Below are 21,676 nucleotides of genomic sequence, written 5' to 3'. Positions count from 1 at the left end.
ATGACGCACCAGGAAGCCGCCCCGGAACCCACGGGCGCCGCGGCGGCCGTGGCCGAGCCGCCGCTGCTCGAGGTCCGCGATCTGCGGGTCGAGTTCCGTACCCGCGACGGGGTGGCCAAGGCCGTCAACGGCGTCAGCTACCACGTGGCACGGGGTCAGACCCTGGCGGTGCTCGGGGAGTCCGGCTCCGGCAAGTCCGTGACCGCACAGGCCGTGATGGGCATCCTCGACTCCCCGCCGGGGTTCATCACCGGCGGCGAGATCCTCTTCCAGGGGCGCGATCTGCTGACCCTGCGCAGGGAGGAGCGGCGCAGGATCCGCGGCGCGAAGATGGCGATGATCTTCCAGGACGCGCTCTCCTCGCTGAACCCGGTCCTCAGCGTCGGGGCCCAGCTCGGGGAGATGTTCCAGGTCCACGAGGGGATGTCCCGCAAGGAGGCGCGCGGGCGGGCCGTGGAGCTGATGGAGCGGGTCAAGATCCCCGCCGCCAGGGAGCGGGTGGGCGACTATCCGCACCAGTTCTCCGGGGGGATGCGCCAGCGGATCATGATCGCGATGGCGCTGGCCCTGGGCCCGGACCTGATCATCGCGGACGAGCCGACCACGGCGCTGGACGTCACCGTCCAGGCGCAGGTGATGGATCTGCTGGCGGAGCTGCAGCGCGAGCTGACCATGGGACTGATCCTGATCACCCACGACCTGGGGGTGGTCGCGGACGTCGCCGACACCATCGCGGTGATGTACGCGGGCCGGATCGTCGAGACCGCCCCCGTCCACCAGCTCTACAAGGCGCCCGCCCACCCCTACACCCGCGGGCTGCTGGACTCGATCCCGCGGCTGGACCAGAAGGGGCGGCAGCTGTACGCGATCAAGGGCATGCCGCCCAATCTGACGGCCATTCCGCCGGGCTGCCCCTTCCACCCGCGCTGCCCGCTGGCCCGGGACGTCTGCCGCACCGACCCGCCGCCGCTGTACGAGGCCGGGCCCGGCCGGGCCAGCGCCTGCCACTTCTGGAAGGAGACGCTCGATGGCGCACGGTGACACCGGGGCCCCGGCTCCCGGCACCCCGGCTCCCGGCACCCCGGCCCCCGGCACCCCGGCCCCCGGCACCCCGGCGGCCGGCTCCCCGGAACCGGTCCTGGAGGTCCGCGACCTGGTCAAGCACTACCCGCTCACCCGGGGCGTGCTGGTCAAGAAGCAGGTCGGCGCGGTCCGGGCCGTCGACGGGGTCTCCTTCGACCTCCACCGGGGCGAAACGCTCGGCATCGTCGGCGAATCCGGGTGCGGGAAGTCCACCGTCGCCAAGCTGCTGGTCGGCCTCGAACGCCCCACGGCCGGCCGGATCCGCTACCGCGGCGAGGACATCAGCACCCTCTCCGGCCGGGCGCTGAAGGCGGTACGGCGCAATATCCAGATGGTCTTCCAGGACCCCTACACCTCCCTGAACCCCCGGATGACCGTCGGGGACATCATCGGCGAGCCCTACGAGATCCACCCCGAGGCGGCCCCCAAGGGAGAGCGCCGCAGAAAGGTCCAGGAACTCCTGGAGGTGGTCGGGCTCGACCCCGAGTACGTCAACCGCTATCCGCACCAGTTCTCCGGCGGCCAGCGCCAGCGCATCGGGATCGCCCGCGGACTGGCGCTGCGCCCGGAGATCATCGTCGCCGATGAGCCGGTCTCCGCGCTGGACGTCTCCGTCCAGTCCCAAGTGGTCAATCTGCTGGAGCGGTTGCAGGACGAGTTCGACCTGTCCTACGTCTTCATCGCCCACGATCTGTCGGTCGTGCGGCACATCTCCGACCGCATCGCGGTGATGTACCTGGGCCGGCTCGCCGAGCTGGGCACCGACGAGCAGATCTACGAGCACCCGACCCACCCGTACACCCAGGCCCTGCTGTCCGCCGTGCCCGTCCCCGATCCGGACGCCCACACCCACCGCGACCGCATCCTGCTCGCGGGCGACGTCCCCTCGCCCGCGAACCCGCCCTCCGGCTGCCGCTTCCGCACCCGCTGCTGGAAGGCGCGGGACCTGTGCGCCGAGGTCACCCCGCCGCTGGAGGTCCCGGCGGAGTTCCGGGACACGGCGGGGCCCGCGCGGCACCCGTCGGCATGTCACTTCGCCGAGGAGCGCACGGTGGTGCCGAGCGGGTAGCCGCGTGGCCGCGGAGCCGCCACACGCGCCGGAGCCCGCCTCCCGTGGGGGAAGCGGGCTCCGGCGGGGTACGGCCCGGTCAGCCGGTCGTGCCGGTCTCCTCGGCGGAGCCGGCCGGCGTGATGTCCTCGATCGCCGCCAGCGCCGGGTCGAGGATGATGTCCTCGTCCCGCGCCGCGGTCGTGGGCTCCTCGGGGAAGTGGCAGGCCGTCAGGTGGCCGCCGGCGTTGCCGCCGATCTGGACCAGCGGCGGCTCCTGGCTCGCGCACTTGTCCTGCGCCTTCCAGCAGCGGGTGCGGAAGCGGCAGCCGGAGGGCGGGTTGACGGGGGAGGGGACGTCACCGGCGAGGCGGATGCGCTCGCGGTCCTCCTCCTCGCTCTCCACCAGCTTGGCCTCGGGCACCGCCGAGAGCAGCGCGTGGGTGTACGGGTGGCGGGGCCGGTTGTAGATGTCGTCGCGGGAACCGACCTCGACGATCTTGCCGAGGTACATCACCGCGACCCGCTCGCTGAAGTGCCGCACGATCGCCAGGTCGTGGGCGATGAACAGGAACGCGATGCCCAGCTCGCGCTGGAGCTTCTGGAGCAGGTTGACGACCTGCGCCTGGATGGAGACGTCGAGCGCGGACACCGGCTCGTCGGCGATGATCAGCTTCGGCTCCAGGGCGAGCGCGCGGGCCACCCCGATGCGCTGGCGCTGGCCGCCGGAGAACTCGTGCGGGAAGCGGTTGTAGTGCTCCGGGTTGAGACCCACGGTCTCCAGGAGCTCGCGGATCCGCTTCTCCCGGCCACCGGGCGGGTTGATCCCGTTGATCTCCATCGGGCCGCCGATGATGGTGCCCACCGTCTGCCGCGGGTTCAGCGAGGCATACGGGTCCTGGAAGATCATCTGGATCTCGGAGCGGACCGGCGCCAGTTCCTTGCGGCCGGCGTGGGTGATGTCCTGGCCCGCGTAGGTGATCTTGCCGGAGGTCGGCTCCATCAGGCGGGTGAGCAGCCGGCCGGTGGTGGACTTGCCGCAGCCCGACTCACCGACCAGGCCGAAGCTCTCGCTCGCGTGCACGGTCAGGTCGACGCCGTCGACCGCCTGCACCGCGCCGACCCTCCGCTTGAACGGAAAGCCGCCGTAGATCGGGAAGTGCTTGGTCAGGCCCTCGGCGGTGAGCAGCGGCTCGCCCGGCGTGGGCGCGGCGCCGCGCGGCGCCGGGAGGGTGACGTTGTCTGTCATGGTGGTCGCTCCCTAGCCCAGCCGGGGCTTGATCTGCTCGGTGAAGAGGGTCTGCTTCTGCTCGGCGCTCAGGTGGCACGCGGCGGCGCGCCCCGCCTCCAGCAGCGGCCGCTCGTCGGTGCAACGCGCCCCGCCGACCTCGGCCGTGAAGCCGCAGCGGGGGTGGAAGGCGCAGCCCGAGGGCGGGTTGAGCAGGCTCGGCGGGGAACCCGGGATCGGGTGCAGCGCCTCGCTGACGTCCGAGGACAGCCGCGGCATCGAGCTGAGCAGGCCCCAGGTGTACGGGTGGCGGGGCTGGGTGAGGATCTCCTTGACGGAGCCCCGCTCCACGGCCCGGCCGGCGTACATCACCAGCAGCTTGTCCGCCGTGTTGGCGACCACGCCGAGGTCATGGGTGATCAGGATGATCGCGGAGCCGAATTCCTGCTGGAGGTCCTTGAGCAGGTCGAGGATCTGCGCCTGGACGGTCACGTCCAGCGCGGTGGTGGGCTCGTCGGCGATCAGGAGCTGCGGGTTGCAGACCAGCGCCATGGCGATCATCGCGCGCTGGCGCATACCGCCGGAGAACTGGTGCGGATAGTCGTCCACCCGCAGGCTCGGCTGCGGGATACCGACCTTGGTCAGCATCTCGATGGCGCGCTGGCGGCCCTCGCGCTTGCTCGCGCCGGTGTGCTTCATGAACGGCTCGGCGATCTGCCGGCCGACCGTGTAGTACGGCGACAGGGCGGTCAGCGCGTCCTGGAAGATCATCGCCATCTTGTTGCCGCGGAGCTGTTCCAGGGTCTTCTCGCGGGCCCCGGTCAGCTCGTCCCCGTCCAGGACGATCTCGCCGCCGATCTCGGTGGCCTTCGGGTTGTGCAGCCCCAGGATCGCGAGGTTGGTCACCGACTTGCCGGAGCCCGATTCACCGACGATGCCGAGCGTCTCGCCGCGTTCCAGGTCGAAGGAGAGACCGTCGACCGCCTTGACGATGCCGTCCTCGGTGGAGAACCGCACCTGCAGATCACGGACGGACAGGAAGGGGTCGGACCCGGCCGGCACCTCGGTGCCTTCGGTCTTGGTGAGTGTGGTCACTTCAGGCTCTCCTAGGACAGGCGCACGCGCGGGTCGATGAAGGCGTACGTCGCATCCACGATGATGTTGAACACCAGGATCAGGGCGGCGCTGAAGATCAGCACGCCCATGACCATGGGCAGATCGAGGGTGGTGACGGAGTCGATCGCCAGGCGGCCGATGCCCGCCAGCTGGAAGGTGAACTCGGTGATCATCGCGCCGCCGAACAGCGAGCTCAGGTCCATGCCGAGGATGGTCACGATGGGGATCAGCGACCCGCGCCAGGCGTAGCGCAGGAAGACGTACGAGCTGGACATGCCCTTGGCCTTGGCCGTCCGGACGTGTTCCTCCTGCAGCTGCTCGATCATCGTCGAGCGGGACATACGGGTGTACTGCGCGGTGAAGATCGTCGACATCACGAGCCAGGGGAGCAGCAGCCCCATGAACCAGCCCGATGGGTCCGAGGTGAAGTCCACGTACTTGGGGGACTCCAGGAGGCCGCTGTAGACGAAGAGACCGAGCGCGATCGGACCGAGGATGTAGATCTGTGCCGAACTCAGCACCATCGAGACCGAGGTGAGCGCCTTGTCCAGGAACGAGCCGCGCTTGTAGGCGGCGATCAGGCCGGTGCCCAGGCCCACGGTCAGGAACACCACGGCGCCGCCGATGGCCAGCGAGGCGGTGGTGGGCAGGCGGTCCATCATCGTCGACCAGACGTCCTGCTTGGTCGCGAAGGAGTAGCCGAAGCACGGCGCGCTGCAGTGGCCGATGGAGTAGTCGCGGCCGGCGAAGATGCCGACGACGAAGTCCCAGAACTGGGTCGTCAGGGGCTTGTCGAGGCCGAGGTTCTGGTGGATCAGCGCGATGTTGTCCGCGGTGCAGTTCTTGCCGCAGGACATCGCGGCCGGGTCACCGGCACCGAAGAAGACGAAGAAGGTGAAGGCACTGAGCAGAACAAGGATGACAACAGCGCCGAACGTCCGGCGAAGTAGGAATTGAAGCATGGCAGTTCGCTGCTCTCAGGACGGCGGCGGCAGTGGGTGTGAGGGGTGGCTGGGAAGGCCCCGGAGGGCGCGCGTTCCGCCGTGTGCGCGCTCTCCGGAGTGCCTTCGTCAGACGAGGCGGTGCGCTCTCGTCACTTCTTGAGGAACAGCGTGTTCGGGTCGATGTAGCTGACGTCCTCGTTGTAGCGGGCGCCGCCGATGTTCGAGCCGTACAGCTGGAGCACCTTGGTGTAGAAGACCGGCGCGGCCGGGTTGACCTTCTCCACGATGTACTGGTGCAGCTTCTGCCACTCGGCGGTGGCCTTCTGCACGTCCGTGATCTTCGTGATGCGGGCGATCTCGGAGTTCACGTGCTTGTCGTTGATGTGCGAGTAGTTCGACGAGCCGTCCTGGATGGTGGTGCCGTCGTAGGACGGCGGGATGACGGTCGAGGCGTCCGCCCAGTCCTGGCCCCAGCCGGTCATGTAGATGTCGAAGCCGTTCTTGACCTTGCCCATCTGCTCGTACCAGGAGGCGGCGTCGACCTCCTTCTTCTGCACGTTGAAGCCGGCCTTGGTCAGCGCGTCCTCGATGACGACGGCTTCCTTCTGACGCGACTCGGTGTTGGAGTACGCGTAGACCAGCTTCATGCCGGTCTTGCCGGCCTCCTTGAGGAGCTTCTTGGCCTTCTCCGGCTCACCGTTGGGGTGCGAGAGCTTGCCGTAGGGGTCGTAGCCCTTCTTGTAGCCCGCGACGGTCGGGGCGAGCAGACCGCCCGCGATCTCGCCGCCGTAGCTGCCGCCGTTGACCCGGACGATCTGCTGGTTCGGCAGCGCGTAGGTGATCGCGTCACGGATCCGCTTGTCCTTGATGCGGTCCATGTTGAAGTTCATCTGCCACACGTAGGGCTGGTACCCCTGGACCATGCGCTTGCTGGCGCTGGCGTTGTCCAGCACGTTCTTGGTCAGCGTGGGGTCGACCGCGTTGGTGAGGCTGATCGCGTTCTTGGCCTCACCCTGGTCGGCCATCAGGCGCTTGGTGGAGTCCGAGGCCTGGTGGTTGAAGGTGATGTTGTACCCGTCGGGGTACTGGTGGCGCATCGGGTCCGTCTTCGGGTCCCAGTTCTTGTTCCGGACCAGCTGCATGGCCTTGCCGGACTTGAACGACGCGATCTTGTAGGGACCGGAGGACACCGGGGCGACGTCGTAGGCGTCCTTGGTGTCCTTCGCGCTGTCCGGGACCGCGCTGTAGCCGGGCATCGTCAGCGCGTACGGCAGCTGCGAGTTCGGCTGCTTGAAGTGGAAGATGATGGTCTTCGCGTCCGGGGTGTCCAGCACGTTCTTGGGCAGGTGGTCGCCCTTGTACGGACCGTCCGGCAGTGCCTTGCGGTACGAGGTGCCGGCGCCGGACAGCCACGTCTGCACGTAGGTCGGACCGTCGGTGATGAACTTCGAGTACAGCCGCTCGATGCTGTGGCGGATGTCCTTCGAGGTGATCGGCGTGCCGTCCTCGAACTTGATGCCGTCCTTGAGCGTGTACTTCCAGGTCTTGCCGCCGTCGGACATCTGGCCGGCGTCGGTGGCGAGGTCGCCCACGACCTTGGCGTTGCCCTTGTCGTCCTGCTTGAAGCTGGTCAGGCCGCGGAAGATCAGCTGCGACAGCGCCTTCATGTCGCTGACGTACATCTGGCCCGGGTCCAGGTGGTTGTAGCTGTCACGCTGGTAGACGCGGATGGTGCCACCGGAGTGGGCGCCCTTGACGGCGACGGCCGGGCCGACGGAGTCGGCGGCGGTGCCCATCGGGATCGCCTTGGCCTGGGACGCGGCGTCCTTGTCGGTCTGCGACTTGTCCTGATTGGAGCCGCTGCCGCCGCTGCAACCGGTGAGCGCGAGCGATCCGGCCGCGAGGGCCACTATCGCCGCGCGTGCTCTGCGCGTAGAAAGTGCGTTCATGGGATTCCAAGCACCTGCCTGTCAGTTGGTGACGAGATGTGCTGTCTGACGCATCCCGGGCAGGCCCGGCAGGGGTGACAGCAAGCCCCCCTTCAAGTGGACGATCAGCGCCCGGACTTGGGATCGAAGGCGTCGCGTACCGAGTCTCCGAGGAGGTTGAAGCACAGCACGAAGATCAGCATGGCTACGGCGGGGAAGAGCAGGAAGGTGGGGTCGTTCTCGTAGTACCGGGCGCCCGCCTGGAAGAGCCGGCCCCAGTCGGGGGTCGGCTCCACGATGCCGACGCCCAGGAAGGAGAGGCCCGCCTCGGAGGTCACGAACAGGGGCAGCATGTAGGTGCTCTGCACCAGCACCGGAGTGACGACGTTCGGCAGCAGCTCCTTGCGGATGATCCGCCAGGGCGAGGCGCCGGTGATCTTGGCCGCCTCGACGAACTCCCGCTCGCGCAGGGAGAGCACCTGACCGCGCAGCAGTCGCGCCAGACCCATCCAGCCCAGGAACCACTGGACGATGACCAGGGCGCAGACCCGCACATAGGTGGGCGTCTCATCGCCCGGCGGCACGAAGAGCGCCACCACGACGGGCATGAACGCCACGAACGTCAGCTGGCTGGGGAACGCCAGCAGGAAGTCGATCACACGGCTGAGGAAGTAGTCGGTGCGGCCGCCGACGTACCCGGCCGTGACGCCGATGAGGATGCCGGTGACCACGGTCAGCAGGGTCACCGCGACGGAGATGCCGAGCGACATCCGCATGCCGTAGATCAGCTGCATGAACACATCGCGGCCCAGGGACGGCTCCACGCCGAACCAGTGCGCGGGGGAGATGCCGCCGTTGGCGCCCACGGGGTAGCCGAACTCGTCCAGGAGGTTGGGATCGTTGTTCCCGTAGAGCGTGTACGGGTCCTTGCCGTACAGCGCGCCGATCACCGGGGCCAGTGCCGCGATGGCGAAGAAGGCCAGGACGACGATCGCGCAGATCATGCCGGTGCGGTCGCGCTTGAACCGCATCCACATCAATTGGCCGGGGGAACGGCCGACGAGCTCACCGCCCTTGGCCTTCTTTTCCTTCTTCAGACCTGCGGGCCCACGTCCTGGGGTGTCGGACTGTGCAGCCGCGGTCTGGGATGGACTAGTCATCGCGAAGTGCCCCCGCGCCGAGTTCTCTTGGAACGTGAAGCGGCACCGATTCGCACCGCTGGATGAGCGGACTTTCGCAAGTTATTTACGGCGGAGTCAAGGGGATCGGGTGTGCTCATGCGCAGGTCGTCTGCTTCTTGAGCGAAGATTGCGCATATCGACGCCCGGGCGTGCTTGACAGGTGGGCGCCATGTGCGGCATGAGCGGACATTTCGGATCAAACCGCTTTAACAAGCTGGCAACTTCCCTGTCGCAACTCCGATATACGGACGCGCCATGATGAACACCGTACGGCCGTGCGGGTGCCGTAGACCGGCCGGGACGCCAGGTGGCGTCCCGGCCGGTCGCCGTATGTGCCGGTTTCGTCCGTTGCTCCATTCGGGTCAGTTGTCCCCGCGCCGGGACTGCAGTAGACCTGCGGTAGACACCCCCGCCGCGGGGGTGCCGTGACGAACCGAGGACAACGACGTGGACAGGGGGCAGGCCGTGTCCACAGTGCGGGACGGCGTTCTCACCCGCGGTGCACGCGGCGCCGGCGCCCTGGTCTGCCTGCTGCTCGCGCTGCTCGCTGCGGGCTGGATCATCCGGGACCTGGCCGTCGCCGAGCACCGCGCGGATGTGTGGTGGGCCTGGCTGGGCGAGACCCGCAGGCCGCGGGAGTTCACCGCCTGGGCCACCTCGGCGCTCGACCCGCTGCTGCTGCTCGGCGCGCTCGCCGCCGCGGTGGCCCAGGTGCGCAGGGCCGTCACCTCGTCCGTGGCCGCGGGGGCGCTGCTCTCCCTGGCGGCCGCCGTCGCGCTGCTGCGGATCCCGCTGGTGTGGGTGCTGGACGCGGACTGGCTCCAGGGCCTGGACAGCGGGCTCACCCTGTGGGCACGGCTGACCGTCTACGCCCAACTCGCCCTGGCGGCCGCACTGATCATGGTCGTGGCGGCCGGACGGCGGCGGCCGGACGGAAGAACGGGACGGCACACCGCGGGCGGCGCGTACGGGGCGGCGGCAGGGGCGTACGGCGTGGTCCGTGCGGTGCCCTCCGGAGCGGATCCCGGGCGGCCCGGCAGCCCGTACCGGGGGCCGGCCGCCACCGCCGGCGTCCTCCTGGGCGCCGCCGGCCTCCTCCTCGCCGGCTGGGAGATCCACTGGTGCCGGCAGCTCGGCTGGTCCCTCTACCGCAAGGGGCTGCTGGGTGACGCCTCCGTCTTCCGCGCCCTGCTGCAGCCCCCGGTGCACTGGCAGGGGGCGGCGCTCGCCGTGCTGGCCCTGGGCGCCGCGGGCGCCGCGCTGCGCCGTGCCTCCTGGGGCCGCCCCGCCGCGCTGACGGCCGCGGCACTGCTGCTGGCGTACGGCGCGGTGGCGCTCGCCCATGCCCTTCGCGCCGGGGAGTTCGGCCGCCTGGCCGCGCTGTCCCTCCGCGCCCAACTGGAGGTGGGCACCGCCGCGTTCGTGTCGGCCGCCGCGTTCACCGCACTGTGCGCCGCGGCCCGGTCCGGCCTGCCGGACACCGCCCGGGACGCCGACGCCGTACGGGCCTACGGCTCCACCCCGGGCGAGCTGCGGCCGCCGCACGCCCCGCCCCCGCCGTCGACGCTCCCGCCCGGCTGGTGACACCGCCTCCCGGCCCCCGCCGCACGGCGGGAGCCGGGAGGGCTCAGGCGGACATCCCCAACGACCGCTGGAGGAAGTCGACCTGGAGCAGCAGCAGGTTTTCGGCCACCTGCTCCTGCGAGGCCATATGGGTCACCCCGGTCAGCGGCAGCATCTCGTGCGGCCGGCCCGCGGCCAGCAGCGCCGCGGACAGCCGCAGCGCATGGGCCACGACCACATTGTCGTCCGCGAGGCCGTGCACGATCATCATCGGACGGTGCGGCTCCACGGCGCCGGACAGCCCCTCGTCCGTGACCAGCGAATTCGCCGCGTAGACCGCCGGCTCCTCGTCCGGGTGGCCCAGATACCGCTCCTGGTAGTGGGTGTCGTACAGCCGCAGGTCGGACACCGGCGCACCGACCACCGCCGCATGGAAGACATCGGGACGGCGCAGCGCCGCCAGCCCCGCGAGGTAGCCGCCGAAGGACCAGCCGCGGATCGCCACCCGCGCCAGATCGAGGGGAAAGGATCCGGCCAGGGCGTGCAGGGCATGAACCTGGTCGTCCAGGGCGACGTCCGCGACATCGCGGAACATCGCCTTCTCCCACGCGGGGGAGCGCCCCGGGGTGCCCCGGCCGTCCGCGACGATCACCGCGAACCCCTGGTCGGCGAACCACTGCGAGGTCAGATACGCGTGGTGCGAGGCGACCACCCGCTGGCCGTGCGGACCGCCGTAGGGGTCCATCAGCACCGGAAGCGGTCCCTGGTCCTCCGTATAACCGGTGGGCAGCAGCACCGCGCACGGAATCTCCCGCTCCCCGGCCCGGACCAGCCGGGGCCGGGCGGTCAGCACCGGCTCCTCGGCGCAGGAGCCGATCGTGGCGAGGCTCTTCTCCCCGCCGTCGGGATCCAGCCGCACCACCTCCACCCGGGTGCCGGGCCACTCCAGCGACGTCTGGGACAGCACGGTCAGCGCACCGCCGCGCACCGCGGAGGACACCGTCGGATGCGGCCGCCCGCCCACCCGCTCCCAGCCGCCCTGGTCGCCGCTGCCGCGGAACCAGGCGCGGTAGACCCCGATGTCGTGCATGTCGGCGCCGCTCGCGGAGAACAGGACGTCGTCCTCGCCGATGTCCAGGACGGCCCGGACGTGCAGCGGCGCCCCGGTCAGCGGGCGGGCGCCGACGAACAGCTTGCGCGCGCCGCCCTCGTCGGCGATCCGCACCAGCCGGCCGTCCGGGGTCCAGGCCGGCACCCCGGGGAACGGCTCGACCCAGGCCTCGTCCTCGTCGTCGTGCACCGTGCGGGTCGCGCCGGTCGTGGTGTCGACGGTCAGATAGCGCTGGTCGCGCTGGTCGCGGGCCTGGACGAGCAGCAGCGGCGGCCCGGCGGCGGACCAGTGGACGCGCGCGAGATAGGGGTAGCGCTCGGTGTCCCAGACGACATCCGTGCGCGAGCCGTCCAGCCCGAAGAGCGCCAGGGTGACCCCGGCGTTGCGGGTGCCCGCCGCCGGGTACGCGATCCGCGCGGGCTCCTGGTCCGGATGGGCGGGGTCGGAGATCCACCAGCGCTGTACCGGCGCCTCGTCGACCCGCGCGGCCAGCACCGCGTCGCTGTCCGGTGACCACCAGAAGCCGCGGTAGCGGCCCATCTCCTCGGCCGCGATGAACTCCGCCAGCCCCCAGGTCACCTCGGGCCCGTCGGGCTCCGCCAGCACCCGGTCCGGCGCTCCGGCGGACGCGTCCTGCGCGGTGTCGGCGGTGTCGGCTGCGTCGTTGGTGTCGGCAGTGTCGTTGGTGTCGTCCGCGTCCGAAGTCGTGGCCCCGTCCACCGCGACCACCCGCAGCCGGCCGTCCGCGACGAAGGCCACCCGGCGGCCGTCCGGCGACGGGCGGGGGTCCACCACCGGCCCCCGGACCGGGAGTTCACGGGTGGTGCCGGCCCGCAGCTCGGAGACGAACAGCCGGCCGGACAGGGTGAACGCGGCCAATTCCACGGCGGCGTCCGTGGCGTAGCCGACGATGCCCGCCGAGCTCTCCCGGCTGCGCTCGCGGCGGGCCCGCTCCTGTGGCGGCAGCCGCTCCTCGGCGCCGGCCAGCAGGGCCTCGGGGTCGGCGGCCGTGAACTCCCGGCCCTGCTCCAGGTCGAGCACCCACAACCGCTGCCGGCGGTCGGTGCCCGAGGGGGAGCGCAGGAAGACGACGCGTGCACCGTCGGGGGAGAGCGCGAAACCGCGCGGGGCGCCCAGAGTGAAGCGCTGCGTACGGGCGTATTGCCGCGGGAACGAAGGCTGTCCGGTCATGGTGCCGAGCCTACGGGCTCACCACGGTCGCGCTCGTGAAGATCATGTGCGCCCCCGCTCTGCTTCCGTGCTCCGACTTATGCGCTAGCACGGAAAGTTATGATCCCTTGCGCGTAGTGGGTTCGGGGTAAAGAGCCCTTGGCATACCCCGGTGTGCGGACCGTGCGGACGGTCCGGACACCAGTAACCCTGTCCGGACCACGAGTACTTGGAGGTGAGCCGCCGTGGCACTCTCGATTTCGGCGGTGGTGCTGCTGGCGATCATCGTCTTCTTGCTTGTCAAGAAGTCCGGACTGAAGGCCGCGCATGCGTTCGTCTGCATGCTGCTGGGCTTCTACCTCGCCGGCTCGTCCATCGCCCCGACGATCAAGCAGCTGACGACGAACGTCGCCGGCATGCTCGGCAACATCAAGTTCTGACCCCCTCGGGACCCGGCCCGTCCGTCCCGTGCGCGCCCCCGGTGGGGCCGCACGGGCGGCGGCCGGGCTCGCCTGCGGACGGCGGACCGGGCGGCTCGTAGGCTGTCGGCATGACCGACCGGCCAGCCTCCCCCACGTCACCGTCCGCCACGGGCGCCGCCCCGCGCCCCGCCCCGTCGCGCCGGCTGCTGCTGGTGCACGCGCACCCCGACGACGAGTCGATCAACAACGGCGTCACCATGGCCCGGTACGCGGCCGAGGGCGCCCAGGTCACCCTGGTGACCTGCACGCGCGGCGAGGAGGGCGAGGTCATCCCGCCCGAACTCGCCTCTCTCGCGCCGGACCGCGACGACACCCTCGGCCCGTACCGCGTCGGCGAGCTGGCCGCCGCGATGGAGGCCCTGGGCGTCACCGACCACCGCTTCCTCGGCGGGCCGGGCCGCTACCGCGACTCCGGGATGATGGGCGCCCCGCAGAACGAGCGGCCCGACTGCTTCTGGCAGGCCCCGCTGGACGAGGCGGCCGCCGAGCTGGTCGCCGTGATCCGGGAGGTCCGGCCGCAGGTGATGGTCACCTATGACCCGAATGGCGGATACGGCCACCCCGACCACATCCAGGCGCACCGGGTGGCGATGCGCGGCGCGGAGCTCGCCGCGGCCGCCGACTTCCGGCCCGAGCTGGGCGGCGCGCACGCGATCGGGAAGATTTACTGGAACTGCAACCCCCGTTCCGTGGTCGAGGAGGGCTTCGAGCGGCTGCACGCGGCCGGTCACACCTTCCCCGGCATCGCCTCCGCCGACGACGTGCCCGGAGTGGTGCCGGACGCCGAGGTCACGGCGTCCGTCACCGGTGGCCGTGCCGCCGCGGAGGCCAAGACCGCGGCGATGCGCGCGCACTACACCCAGATCGCGGTCGACGGACCGTTCTTCGCGCTCTCCAACGACCTGGGCCAGCCGCTGTTCGCCGTCGAGCACTATCGGCTGGTGCACGGCGTCGCGGGCGCGGCGGACGGTGAGCGTGAGGACGATCTCTTCGCCGGCACCGGCGGAACGGCGGGGACGCGGCAGCACGGCACCCGGATCGAGGAGGCGGCGGAATGAGCACGGCGAAGGGCGGCGGAGCCGCCGGCAAGGGGAACGGTGCGGCGGGTGCCGGCAAGGGGCAGCGGTCCCGGGCGGGCGCGGGCGCGTCCGCGGTGGCGCCCCCGGTGGCGGACGCCGGCGTCCCCCCGCTCACCGGCGGCCGGGCGGGCACCTATGTGCTGCTGCTGGTCACCGGCGTACTGGTCGCGTTCGCCGGCACGCTGGTGCAAGCGGCCTGGTTCCCCGGCGGGTTGCTGCTGGCGCTCGCCGGGGTCGGCGCCCTGTTCTACGGGGGCGGCCGGGCGACCGGTACCCCGGCGGGCGTGCTGGTGCCCGGCGCGGCCTGGCTGGTGACCGTGTTCCTGCTGCTCAGCGATGTCCGGCCGGAAGGCGACTTTCTCTTCGGCGCCGGGCTCGGTTCGTACCTCTTCCTGCTGGGCGGCATCCTGGTCGCTGTGATCTGCGCCACCGCCGCCCAGATGCGGGTGGCGGGCGTCCGGCACGGCCGAGTTGGCGGATGACGTGGTGGATATCGGGACGGATGACACGCGGGTCGGGGTGACCGGACCGGGTACCGGGGGTTCGCCCGGGGTGGCGGTGTTCGTACGCTCCCCGGGTGGCCGCTCGCGGCGGACAGTATGGTGGTGCGCGCCGTCGCGCCGCCCTGGGGGCACCTCCCGGCCTGTGGCCGGGAATCATCTCTGACGAGCGGCGGAGCCAACCGGGAGAACCTGCTTTGAGTCGTGAATCTGACAGTTCGTCCTCCGGCCCCCAGGGCCGTGGCGGAGCCGCGTACCCGTCAGGGACGCCGCCGTACGGCTCGCCCAGGGGAGACGCCGACGAGGCGCCGGCGTCCGGTGCCCCGGCACGGCCGGAGGAGCCCAAGACCGAGACCACGCTGACGACGCGGATCAAGATCAACATTCCGGGGTCACGCCCCATCCCGCCGGTCGTCGTGCGCAAGCCCGTCGGTGAGGAGTCCGGCATGAACGGATCGGCTGGATCCGGCGGTTCCGCCGGCTCCCGGGGAACGCCCCGCCCCGCCCGGGGCGGTGAGCGCAATGCGGAGCGGACGGCGAACACGCCGCGTCCCGAGGCTCCGGCGGAGGAGGCCCCCGCGGCCGGCCGGACCGAGAAGACCAGCGACTGGTTCGCGCCGCGCAAGCCGCAGGCCGGCCCCGGCGGCCCGTCCTCGACCACCGGCTCCCACCCGGCGCCGCCCGCCCCGGGCGGCGCGACCCCGCCGCGCGGCACCCCGGGCGCCACCCCGCAGCAGCGCCCCGACCTGCCGTACTTCTCCGACAGTCCGGCCCCGCAGGACGGCCCGGCCGCGCAGGACGGCGCCCCGCCGTTCGACGGCGGCGCCCGCACCGATGGCGGCTCGCCGTTCGACGGCGGCCGGCAGGGCGGCGGCTCGCCGTTCGACGGTGCGGCCGGCGGCGCCTCGCCGTTCGACACCCCCGCGGGCCCCGCCCGCGACCACACCCCGTTCGACGCCCCGGGCGGCCCCAGCGGACCGACGACCGGGCCGGCGCGCGGCAGTTCCGCGCTCAACCTCCCGCCCGGCTTCAGCGACCCCGGCACCGGCGGCACGCCCCGGATCGACGACACCGCCGAACTCACCCCGCAGCCGCCGGCGCCGCTCGCCGGGCCGGGCAGCGGCCTCGGCGCCGGCGGCATCGCCGGCGGACTGCCCGGCGGCCCCCAGGGCAGCGCGCCCGGCGGTCCGAAGGGCAGGCACGGGGGGAGCGGCCCGCAGAGCGGCGCGGCCGGCGGCCACGACCGGGTGTCCGGCGACACGCTGGTCAGCGGCATCCCCAAGACCCCCGGCGCGGACGGTCCGTCGTCCCCGTCGTCGTTCCCGGCCGGTCCGGCCGGTGAGGGCGACAGTGCCGCCCCCAAGCCGCGGCCCAAGATCCCCGAGCCGATCAACCCGCCCAAGAAGGGCCGTAACAAGCTCGTTCTCCTGGGTGTCGCCGTCGTGGTCCTGGCCGGCGTCGCCTACGGCGCGGGCCTGCTGCTCGACCACGCCGACGTGCCCAACGGCACCACCGCGCTCGGTGTGGACATCGGCGGCACCAGCAAGGAAGACGCCGTGAAGAAGCTGGAGGCGGAGCTCAAGGGCCGCCGCAGCCAGCCGCTCGAACTCACCGTCGACGGCAAGACCGAGACCCTCCAGCCCGCCCGGGCCGGTCTGGACATCGACCCGCAGGCCACGGTCCGCAAGGCGGCCGGCCGGGACTACAACCCGGTCTCCGTCATCGGCTCGCTGTTCGGCGTGCACCGCACCGCCGAGCCGGCCGTGCTCGTCGACGACGAGAAGCTGCAGATCGCGCTGGAGAACGCCGCCGGACCCGGGGGTGCCGCCGCGGACGGCGGGATCACCTTCGAGAACGGCAAGGCGGTGCCGCACTACGGCGTGCCGCACAAGGCCATCGATGTGCAGGCGTCCAAGAAGAAGGTCGCCGACGCCTACCGCCTGCGCGCCACGACCGGCACCGACGCCCCGGTGGTGCTGGCCGCCGGCACCCAGCAGCCGCAGGTCACCAAGGCGGCGGTGGACAGGGCGTTGAAGCAGTTCGCCGAGCCCGCGATGTCCGGTCTGGTGACGGTCCGTACGGACGCGGCGCACACGGTCTCCTTCAGCCCGCAGAAGTCGATCCCGAAGTTCCTGTCCTTCAAGATCGTCAACGGCGGTCTGGTCCCGTACTACGACCGTCCGGCGCTCAAGGCCCTCTACGGCGACACCTTCAACGGCGTCCAGGTGACCAAGGGCGACGGCTCCAAGCACCCGGTGAGCGTCGAGGAAGTGGCGAGCGCGGTCGGCCGGGCGCTGCTCGGCACCACCCCGTCCGAGCGGGTCCAGACCATCGCCACCGACGGCAACTGACCGCGCGGCGACGGCCCGCAGGCACGAGGCCCCCCAGGGCGCGCTCCCGGCTCACCCGGGAACGTCCCCTAGAAGACTCATGAAGATCTTGCTGAGGGGTCGTTCGGCCGCAGGCCGGGCGGCCCCTCCGGCTATGTGCTGGCCGGGGCGAGGTGCCAGGTTCCGTTGGTTCGGTTGAGTCCGAGGTTGATCAGTCGGCGAAGGTTGAGGGCGGCTGCTCGGGTGTGGAGCCAGGTGTCGTTCTTGATGGTGCCGCGGTAGCGGAGTTTGCGGTTGCCGTGGTGGACGAGCCAGGCGACGGCACGTTCGACCGGTGGTCTCCAGCGCCGGTAGTCGGCCTGCCAGTCGGGATCGGTGGCGGCCTGCTGGCGGGCGGCGGCGAGCAGATCGTGGTGCGGACGGATGGTCAGGATCCGCCCGGCCTTGGCCTTGGTGCACCGCTCACGAAGGGGGCATCCGGCGCACACGTCCTTGAACGAGGCTTTGCGCTGGTGGTGCTGCCCGGCGGGAGCGGATAAAGGGACGGTGTGTCCGGCGGGGCAGGTCACGGTGGCGGCGACGGTGTCGATGACGAAGTCGTCGAGGGTGAAGCCGCCAGGGACGGCGGGCCGCAGCGGTGCGGGTTTGAGGAACAGCCGGTGACCGGCGGTTTCGAGGCTGTGGCGGGCGTCACCTGTGGAGTAGGCGGTGTCACCGAAGGCGTCAACGGGCTCGTCCTCGTCGGTGAGCAGGTCGATTCCGACCATCGCCTCGTGGTGCTCGGGACCGGCTCCGGGCCGCAGGGCGACGGCGGTGTATAACCCGGTCTCGGGCTCAATGGCGAGGTGGGCCTTGAAGCCGTCCTGCTGGTGGGTGCGGGTCTTGTGCACGTGCCGGGCTTCGGGGTCGACAGTGGAGACCATCCGGTTCTGTGCGGTGCCTTGGGTGATGCGCCAGCGCCCGTCGCGGCCGTCGGAGTCCTCGGCGGGCTCCACGTCCTGGCCCGCGACCAGGGCCAGGATGCCGACCGCGTTCGCGGCCTTCTCGCCGAGCTGCTGCTCGGGCAGGTGGCCCAGCAGCCGCAGCGCGTCACCGACCAGGGCGTCGACCAGGTCGGCACGGGCCTGCTCGTCGTTCCAGGCGATCCTCGGCTTGCCCGGGTCGTTGTAGTCGTGCGCGGTGCAGTGCACCGCGACCACCTCGCCGGCCCCGGGGACGTCCCGGATCACCGCCCGGATGGCGGCGATGATCTGGGTGACGGTGTCCTGGGTGGCCACCGCGTCATCCAGCACGGTGGAATCCAGCGCCCGGCGGTGCTTGCCCTTGAGGACACCGGTGGCCTTCACGACCTCCCGCACAGCCTCGAACACCCGGTTCGGCCGGGCGGAACGGGCCAGCCGGCGGCGGAAGTAGGCCAGCAACGACGGATCGAACGCCATGTCATGAAGGCCCAGTCCGCAGGCTGCCTTCCACCTCAGGTCGCACCGCAGTTCCTGGACCGTCTCGAAGTCCGACAGCCCGTGCAGGGCCTGCAGCGTGATCGCCGAGGCCAGGATCTGCGGCGGCATACTCGGCCGCCCGTTCGCCGACGGGTACATGTCCGCGAACATCTCCGCTTCGAACAGCGTGCTGCGATGCTCGGCCAGGAAAGCGAACACACTCCCCGCCGGGATCAAATCCCGGCAGGTCTCCCACACATCCGGCCCGACCGTCTCCCCGGCCCATTCCCCCATCACCACAACAAGCAGTCTGGCCCCGCCGCTCACGCGGCGGGGCCAGAACTCCAAGATCTTCATGAGTCTTCTAGGGGGCCTCCCCCATGACAGATGTCATGGCGCAGTGCGGACACCCGACACTGCCGAGCACGGCGCGCGTCCCGGAAGCTGGGGGGTATGACGACCACAGCGACCACCACAGCCGCCACCGCGCAGGGGGCGGAGCGGGCACCCGTGGTCAGCTTCCGGCAGGTCACCAAGAGCTACGGCGCGGTGCGCGCGGTGGCCGACCTGGATCTGGAGCTGTACCCGGGTGAGACCGTCGCCCTCCTCGGCCCCAACGGCGCGGGCAAGTCCTCCACGCTCGATCTGCTCCTCGGGCTGCGCACGCCCGACGCCGGCGGCGTGACCCTCTTCGGCACGACCCCGCAGCGCGCCATCGAGCAGGGCAGGGTCGGCGCGATGCTGCAGAGCGGCGGCCTGATGGAGGGCGTCAAGGTCAGGGAGCTGGTCAAGCTCGCCCGCGATCTGCACCCGCGCGGCTACCCCCTCGACGAGATCCTGGCCGCGGCCGGCATCACCGACATCGCCGACCGCATGGTCGACAAGCTCTCCGGCGGCCAGGAACAGCGGGTCCGCTTCGCGCTGGCCACCGCCGGCGCGGGCGATCTGATCGTGCTGGACGAGCCCACCACCGGCATGGACGTCTCCGCCCGGCAGACCTTTTGGGGCGCCATGCGCCGCCAGGCCCGGCAGGGCCGTACGGTCCTCTTCGCGACCCACTACCTCGAAGAGGCCGACGAGGTCGCCGACCGGGTGATCGTGCTGCACCGCGGCCGGGTGCTGGCCGACGGCACCGCCGCCGAGATCAAGGCCCGGGCCGGCGCCCGCCGGATCGCCTTCGACCTCGACGAGCCGATCGACCGCGAGGCGCTGGGGGCCCTGCCGTCCCTGACGTCCCTGGAGGTCTCGGGCCGCACGGTCCGCATCCAGTCCCAGGACGCCGACGCCACCGTCCACGCCCTCTACGGCCTCGGCTGTTACCCGCAGAACCTCGAAGTCTCCGGCCTCGGTCTGGAGCAGGCCTTCATCGCCCTCACCACGGCGTCCGACGCGAGCACCACCGGCTCAGCCGAGCAGGAAGGCAGGGCGGGCCGATGACCACCCTGATCAAGCTGGAGATCATCCGCGCACTGCGCAACAAGAAGTTCATGTTCTTCTCGGTGATCTATCCGCCGGTGCTGTACCTGATCATCGCGGGCGGCGCGGACAGCAAGCCGATCCCCGGTATGCAGCTGAACATGGGGCTCTACTTCATGGTGTCCATGGCAGCATTCGGTGCCATGACCGCCGTCCTGCTGGGCAACAGCGAGCGCATCGCCAAGGAGCGCGAGAACGGCTGGGTGCGCCAGCTGCGGCTGACGGCGCTGCCCGGACGCGGGTATGTCGCCGCCAAGATGGCCGCCGCCGCGACCGTCAGCCTGCCGTCGATCCTGCTGGTCCTGCTGGTCGCCGCGGTGGTCAAGGGCGTACGGCTGGAGGCCTGGCAGTGGCTCGCCATCGCGGCCGGCACCTGGCTCGGCAGCTTCGTCTTCGCCGCCCTGGGCGTGGCCATCGGCTATCTGGCCACCGGCGACGCGGTGCGCCCGATCGCGATGCTGTGCTACTTCGGCCTGGCGTTCCTGGGCGGCCTGTGGATGCCGCTGACGTTCCTGCCGCAGTGGGCGCAGCACGTCGCCGAGTGGCTGCCGACGCACGCGTACGCGGCGCTCGGCACCGCCGTCGAGGCCGGCGACGCCCCGCACCTGAAGGACATGGCCCTCCTGGCCGGCTATCTGCTGGTTTTCGCCGGCGGCGCGGCCTGGCTGTACCGCAAGGACACCCGGAAGGCATGAGACACGGCAGATGAAGAGCGAGCCCTGGGCCGAGAACCCCATGAGGATGGGGCAGGCCGCCCGCACCCGCCGCCAGGCGTTCGGCAAGACGGCCTGGATCGCCATCTGGCTGCTGTATCTCGCCGGCCCGGTCGGCGAGATGCTGCGGCCCGGCACCCCCTTGTCCGAACAGATCTGGGGCGGCCTGGGGCTCACGCTCTTCGTGCTCAGCTACTTCCTGCTGATCTTCCGGCACATGTGGCGCACGGCCACCCGCCCGCTGATCTACGGCCTGCTGGCCGTGATGCTGGGGCTGTCGGCCGGACTGTCCTGGGCGCTGGACGCCTCGTGGCTGGTGCTGTTCATCTTCACCAGCGTCAGCTCGGCGGTGGCGCTGCCCTGGAAGCAGTCCCGGTGGTCGATTCCGCTGATCACCGCGGTGCTGCTCGCCGTCGGGGCGCGCTATCCGCAGATCCACGGCTACTACCTCTTCGCCTACGGTCTGCCCGCGCTGGGCACCGGCTTCATGATGGTCGGGGTGCAGTACCTGATCCACACCACCACGGAGCTGCGCGCCGCCCGCCAGGAGGTCGCCCGCCTGGCCGCCAACGACGAGCGGCTGCGGCTCGCCCGCGATCTGCACGACCTCCTGGGCCACTCCCTCTCGCTGATCACGCTCAAGAGCGAGCTGGCCGGCCGGATGCTGCCCGGCCGGCCCGAGGACGCCGCCCGGCAGGTCGCCGACATCGAGCAGGTGAGCCGCCAGGCGCTGGTCGATGTGCGCGAGGCGGTCACCGGCTACCGCACACCCCGGCTCGCCGTCGAGCTGGCCGCCGCCCGGGCCGCGCTGCGCACCGCGGGGATCGTGGTCACCGCCGATCCGGCGCTGGAGGGCGAGTACCGCGGGCTCGCCGCCGACGAGGAGGGGGCGCTGGCCTGGGCGCTGCGCGAGGCCGCCACCAACGTCCTGCGGCACAGCGGGGCCCACCGCTGCGAGCTGCTGCTCTCCGAGGAGTGGGAGGCCGACGAGCGCCGCTACCTGCGTCTGACGGTGCTCGACGACGGCGAGGGGCCGCCCCGCGCCCAGCACGACGGCAACGGCCTCAGCGGTCTGCGCGAACGCATCGGGCTGGCCGGCGGGCATCTGGAGACCGGCCCCGCCCCGCGCGGGCGCGGCTTCGCGCTGCGCGCCTCCGTTCCGCTGGGCGCCGCCGCCCGCACCGGCGGCGCGGCCCCCGTCCCGGACAGCTCTTCCGGGCCCGTGACCGGCCCCGCCACCGACGGCCCGGTGCCGGGTCCCCTCGCGCCGTCTCCCCGCGCGTAG

Annotated in this window: 17 protein-coding genes; 10 read left to right on the top strand and 7 right to left on the bottom strand. The window is 71.4% G+C overall.

The genetic code is table 11. The features are described from left to right. Positions 1-1,041: an ABC transporter ATP-binding protein gene (locus tag OIU81_RS12360; RefSeq protein ID WP_329146787.1), complete on the top strand. Its 1,041-nt coding sequence runs from the start codon at positions 1-3 to the stop codon at positions 1,039-1,041. Further along, on the top strand, positions 1,028-2,152 hold the full coding sequence (locus OIU81_RS12355; protein ID WP_329146786.1) for an ABC transporter ATP-binding protein: 1,125 nt from the start codon (positions 1,028-1,030) through the stop codon (positions 2,150-2,152). Before OIU81_RS12360 ends, OIU81_RS12355 begins: the two co-directional genes overlap by 14 nt. Before the next feature lie 79 nt (positions 2,153-2,231). On the opposite strand, the gene OIU81_RS12350 is transcribed toward OIU81_RS12355, so the two are convergent. From OIU81_RS12350 to OIU81_RS12330, 5 genes are all read right to left on the bottom strand, one after another. Then, positions 2,232-3,380 carry an ABC transporter ATP-binding protein gene (locus OIU81_RS12350; protein WP_329146784.1) on the bottom strand — a complete coding sequence of 383 codons (1,149 nt, stop codon included), beginning with the start codon at positions 3,378-3,380 and terminating at the stop codon, positions 2,232-2,234. A 12-nt stretch (positions 3,381-3,392) separates the two neighbouring features. After that, positions 3,393-4,454, bottom strand: coding sequence for an ABC transporter ATP-binding protein (locus OIU81_RS12345; protein WP_329146782.1), 1,062 nt, complete (start codon positions 4,452-4,454; stop codon positions 3,393-3,395). Between the two features lie 11 nt (positions 4,455-4,465). Further along, positions 4,466-5,437 (bottom strand): ABC transporter permease, encoded by a 972-nt coding sequence (locus OIU81_RS12340; protein ID WP_329146780.1) that lies wholly within the window; start codon positions 5,435-5,437, stop codon positions 4,466-4,468. Between the two features lie 131 nt (positions 5,438-5,568). Beyond that, on the bottom strand, positions 5,569-7,368 hold the full coding sequence (locus OIU81_RS12335) for an ABC transporter substrate-binding protein (protein WP_329146778.1): 1,800 nt from the start codon (positions 7,366-7,368) through the stop codon (positions 5,569-5,571). A gap of 104 nt (positions 7,369-7,472) precedes the next feature. Further along, the gene (locus OIU81_RS12330) at positions 7,473-8,507 is read right to left on the bottom strand and encodes an ABC transporter permease (protein ID WP_329146776.1); all 1,035 of its coding nucleotides are present in this window, start codon (positions 8,505-8,507) and stop codon (positions 7,473-7,475) included. Between the two features lie 486 nt (positions 8,508-8,993). Between OIU81_RS12330 and OIU81_RS12325 the strand changes: the two genes are divergently transcribed. Then, the gene (locus tag OIU81_RS12325) at positions 8,994-10,112 is read left to right on the top strand and encodes a hypothetical protein (RefSeq protein WP_329146774.1); all 1,119 of its coding nucleotides are present in this window, start codon (positions 8,994-8,996) and stop codon (positions 10,110-10,112) included. A 43-nt stretch (positions 10,113-10,155) separates the two neighbouring features. Here OIU81_RS12325 and OIU81_RS12320 read toward each other — a convergent pair whose 3' ends face one another. After that, entirely contained in the window at positions 10,156-12,393 is a 2,238-nt protein-coding gene (locus OIU81_RS12320; protein WP_329146772.1) for a S9 family peptidase, read from the bottom strand. Between the two features lie 224 nt (positions 12,394-12,617). Between OIU81_RS12320 and OIU81_RS12315 the strand changes: the two genes are divergently transcribed. From OIU81_RS12315 to OIU81_RS12300, 4 genes are all read left to right on the top strand, one after another. Continuing rightward, on the top strand, positions 12,618-12,812 hold the full coding sequence (locus tag OIU81_RS12315; protein WP_129248201.1) for a hypothetical protein: 195 nt from the start codon (positions 12,618-12,620) through the stop codon (positions 12,810-12,812). Between the two features lie 110 nt (positions 12,813-12,922). Beyond that, complete coding sequence (gene mshB, locus OIU81_RS12310) at positions 12,923-13,912, top strand: N-acetyl-1-D-myo-inositol-2-amino-2-deoxy-alpha-D-glucopyranoside deacetylase (protein ID WP_329146767.1); 990 nt, start codon at positions 12,923-12,925, stop codon at positions 13,910-13,912. Then, positions 13,909-14,415 carry a DUF6113 family protein gene (locus OIU81_RS12305; protein WP_329146765.1) on the top strand — a complete coding sequence of 169 codons (507 nt, stop codon included), beginning with the start codon at positions 13,909-13,911 and terminating at the stop codon, positions 14,413-14,415. Before mshB ends, OIU81_RS12305 begins: the two co-directional genes overlap by 4 nt. 215 nt (positions 14,416-14,630) lie before the next feature. Beyond that, the gene (locus OIU81_RS12300; protein WP_329146763.1) at positions 14,631-16,784 is read left to right on the top strand and encodes a hypothetical protein; all 2,154 of its coding nucleotides are present in this window, start codon (positions 14,631-14,633) and stop codon (positions 16,782-16,784) included. A gap of 131 nt (positions 16,785-16,915) precedes the next feature. On the opposite strand, the gene OIU81_RS12295 is transcribed toward OIU81_RS12300, so the two are convergent. Continuing rightward, on the bottom strand, positions 16,916-18,496 hold the full coding sequence (locus OIU81_RS12295) for an IS1182 family transposase (RefSeq protein WP_329154803.1): 1,581 nt from the start codon (positions 18,494-18,496) through the stop codon (positions 16,916-16,918). 159 nt (positions 18,497-18,655) lie between these two features. On the opposite strand from OIU81_RS12295, the gene OIU81_RS12290 reads away from it, so the two are divergent. Genes OIU81_RS12290 through OIU81_RS12280 form a run of 3 tightly spaced genes read left to right on the top strand, consistent with a single transcriptional unit; the run spans position 18,656 to position 21,676 of the window. Then, on the top strand, positions 18,656-19,639 hold the full coding sequence (locus tag OIU81_RS12290; protein ID WP_329146761.1) for an ABC transporter ATP-binding protein: 984 nt from the start codon (positions 18,656-18,658) through the stop codon (positions 19,637-19,639). Beyond that, a complete protein-coding gene (locus OIU81_RS12285) occupies positions 19,636-20,373 on the top strand; it encodes an ABC transporter permease (RefSeq protein WP_329146759.1) in 738 nt (245 codons plus the stop codon). The genes OIU81_RS12290 and OIU81_RS12285 overlap by 4 nt, the downstream gene beginning before the upstream one ends. A gap of 10 nt (positions 20,374-20,383) precedes the next feature. Then, positions 20,384-21,676 (top strand): sensor histidine kinase, encoded by a 1,293-nt coding sequence (locus OIU81_RS12280; protein WP_329146757.1) that lies wholly within the window; start codon positions 20,384-20,386, stop codon positions 21,674-21,676.

The sequence above is a fragment of the Streptomyces sp. NBC_01454 genome, from assembly GCF_036227565.1.
Classification (GTDB): domain Bacteria; phylum Actinomycetota; class Actinomycetes; order Streptomycetales; family Streptomycetaceae; genus Streptomyces.
The sequence above is the reverse complement of the archived record's forward strand: the minus strand, read 5'-3'. Positions and strand labels throughout refer to the sequence as shown.

Coding starts and splice junctions, on each gene's coding strand:
- OIU81_RS12350 (WP_329146784.1), bottom strand. CDS start 3,380: ATGACAGACAACGTCACCCTCCCGGCGCCGCGCGGCGCCGCGCCCACG.
- mshB (WP_329146767.1), top strand. CDS start 12,923: ATGACCGACCGGCCAGCCTCCCCCACGTCACCGTCCGCCACGGGCGCC.
- OIU81_RS12280 (WP_329146757.1), top strand. CDS start 20,384: ATGAAGAGCGAGCCCTGGGCCGAGAACCCCATGAGGATGGGGCAGGCC.
- OIU81_RS12330 (WP_329146776.1), bottom strand. CDS start 8,507: ATGACTAGTCCATCCCAGACCGCGGCTGCACAGTCCGACACCCCAGGA.
- OIU81_RS12340 (WP_329146780.1), bottom strand. CDS start 5,437: ATGCTTCAATTCCTACTTCGCCGGACGTTCGGCGCTGTTGTCATCCTT.
- OIU81_RS12320 (WP_329146772.1), bottom strand. CDS start 12,393: ATGACCGGACAGCCTTCGTTCCCGCGGCAATACGCCCGTACGCAGCGC.
- OIU81_RS12355 (WP_329146786.1), top strand. CDS start 1,028: ATGGCGCACGGTGACACCGGGGCCCCGGCTCCCGGCACCCCGGCTCCC.
- OIU81_RS12290 (WP_329146761.1), top strand. CDS start 18,656: ATGACGACCACAGCGACCACCACAGCCGCCACCGCGCAGGGGGCGGAG.
- OIU81_RS12305 (WP_329146765.1), top strand. CDS start 13,909: ATGAGCACGGCGAAGGGCGGCGGAGCCGCCGGCAAGGGGAACGGTGCG.
- OIU81_RS12295 (WP_329154803.1), bottom strand. CDS start 18,496: ATGGGGGAATGGGCCGGGGAGACGGTCGGGCCGGATGTGTGGGAGACC.
- OIU81_RS12335 (WP_329146778.1), bottom strand. CDS start 7,368: ATGAACGCACTTTCTACGCGCAGAGCACGCGCGGCGATAGTGGCCCTC.
- OIU81_RS12360 (WP_329146787.1), top strand. CDS start 1: ATGACGCACCAGGAAGCCGCCCCGGAACCCACGGGCGCCGCGGCGGCC.
- OIU81_RS12285 (WP_329146759.1), top strand. CDS start 19,636: ATGACCACCCTGATCAAGCTGGAGATCATCCGCGCACTGCGCAACAAG.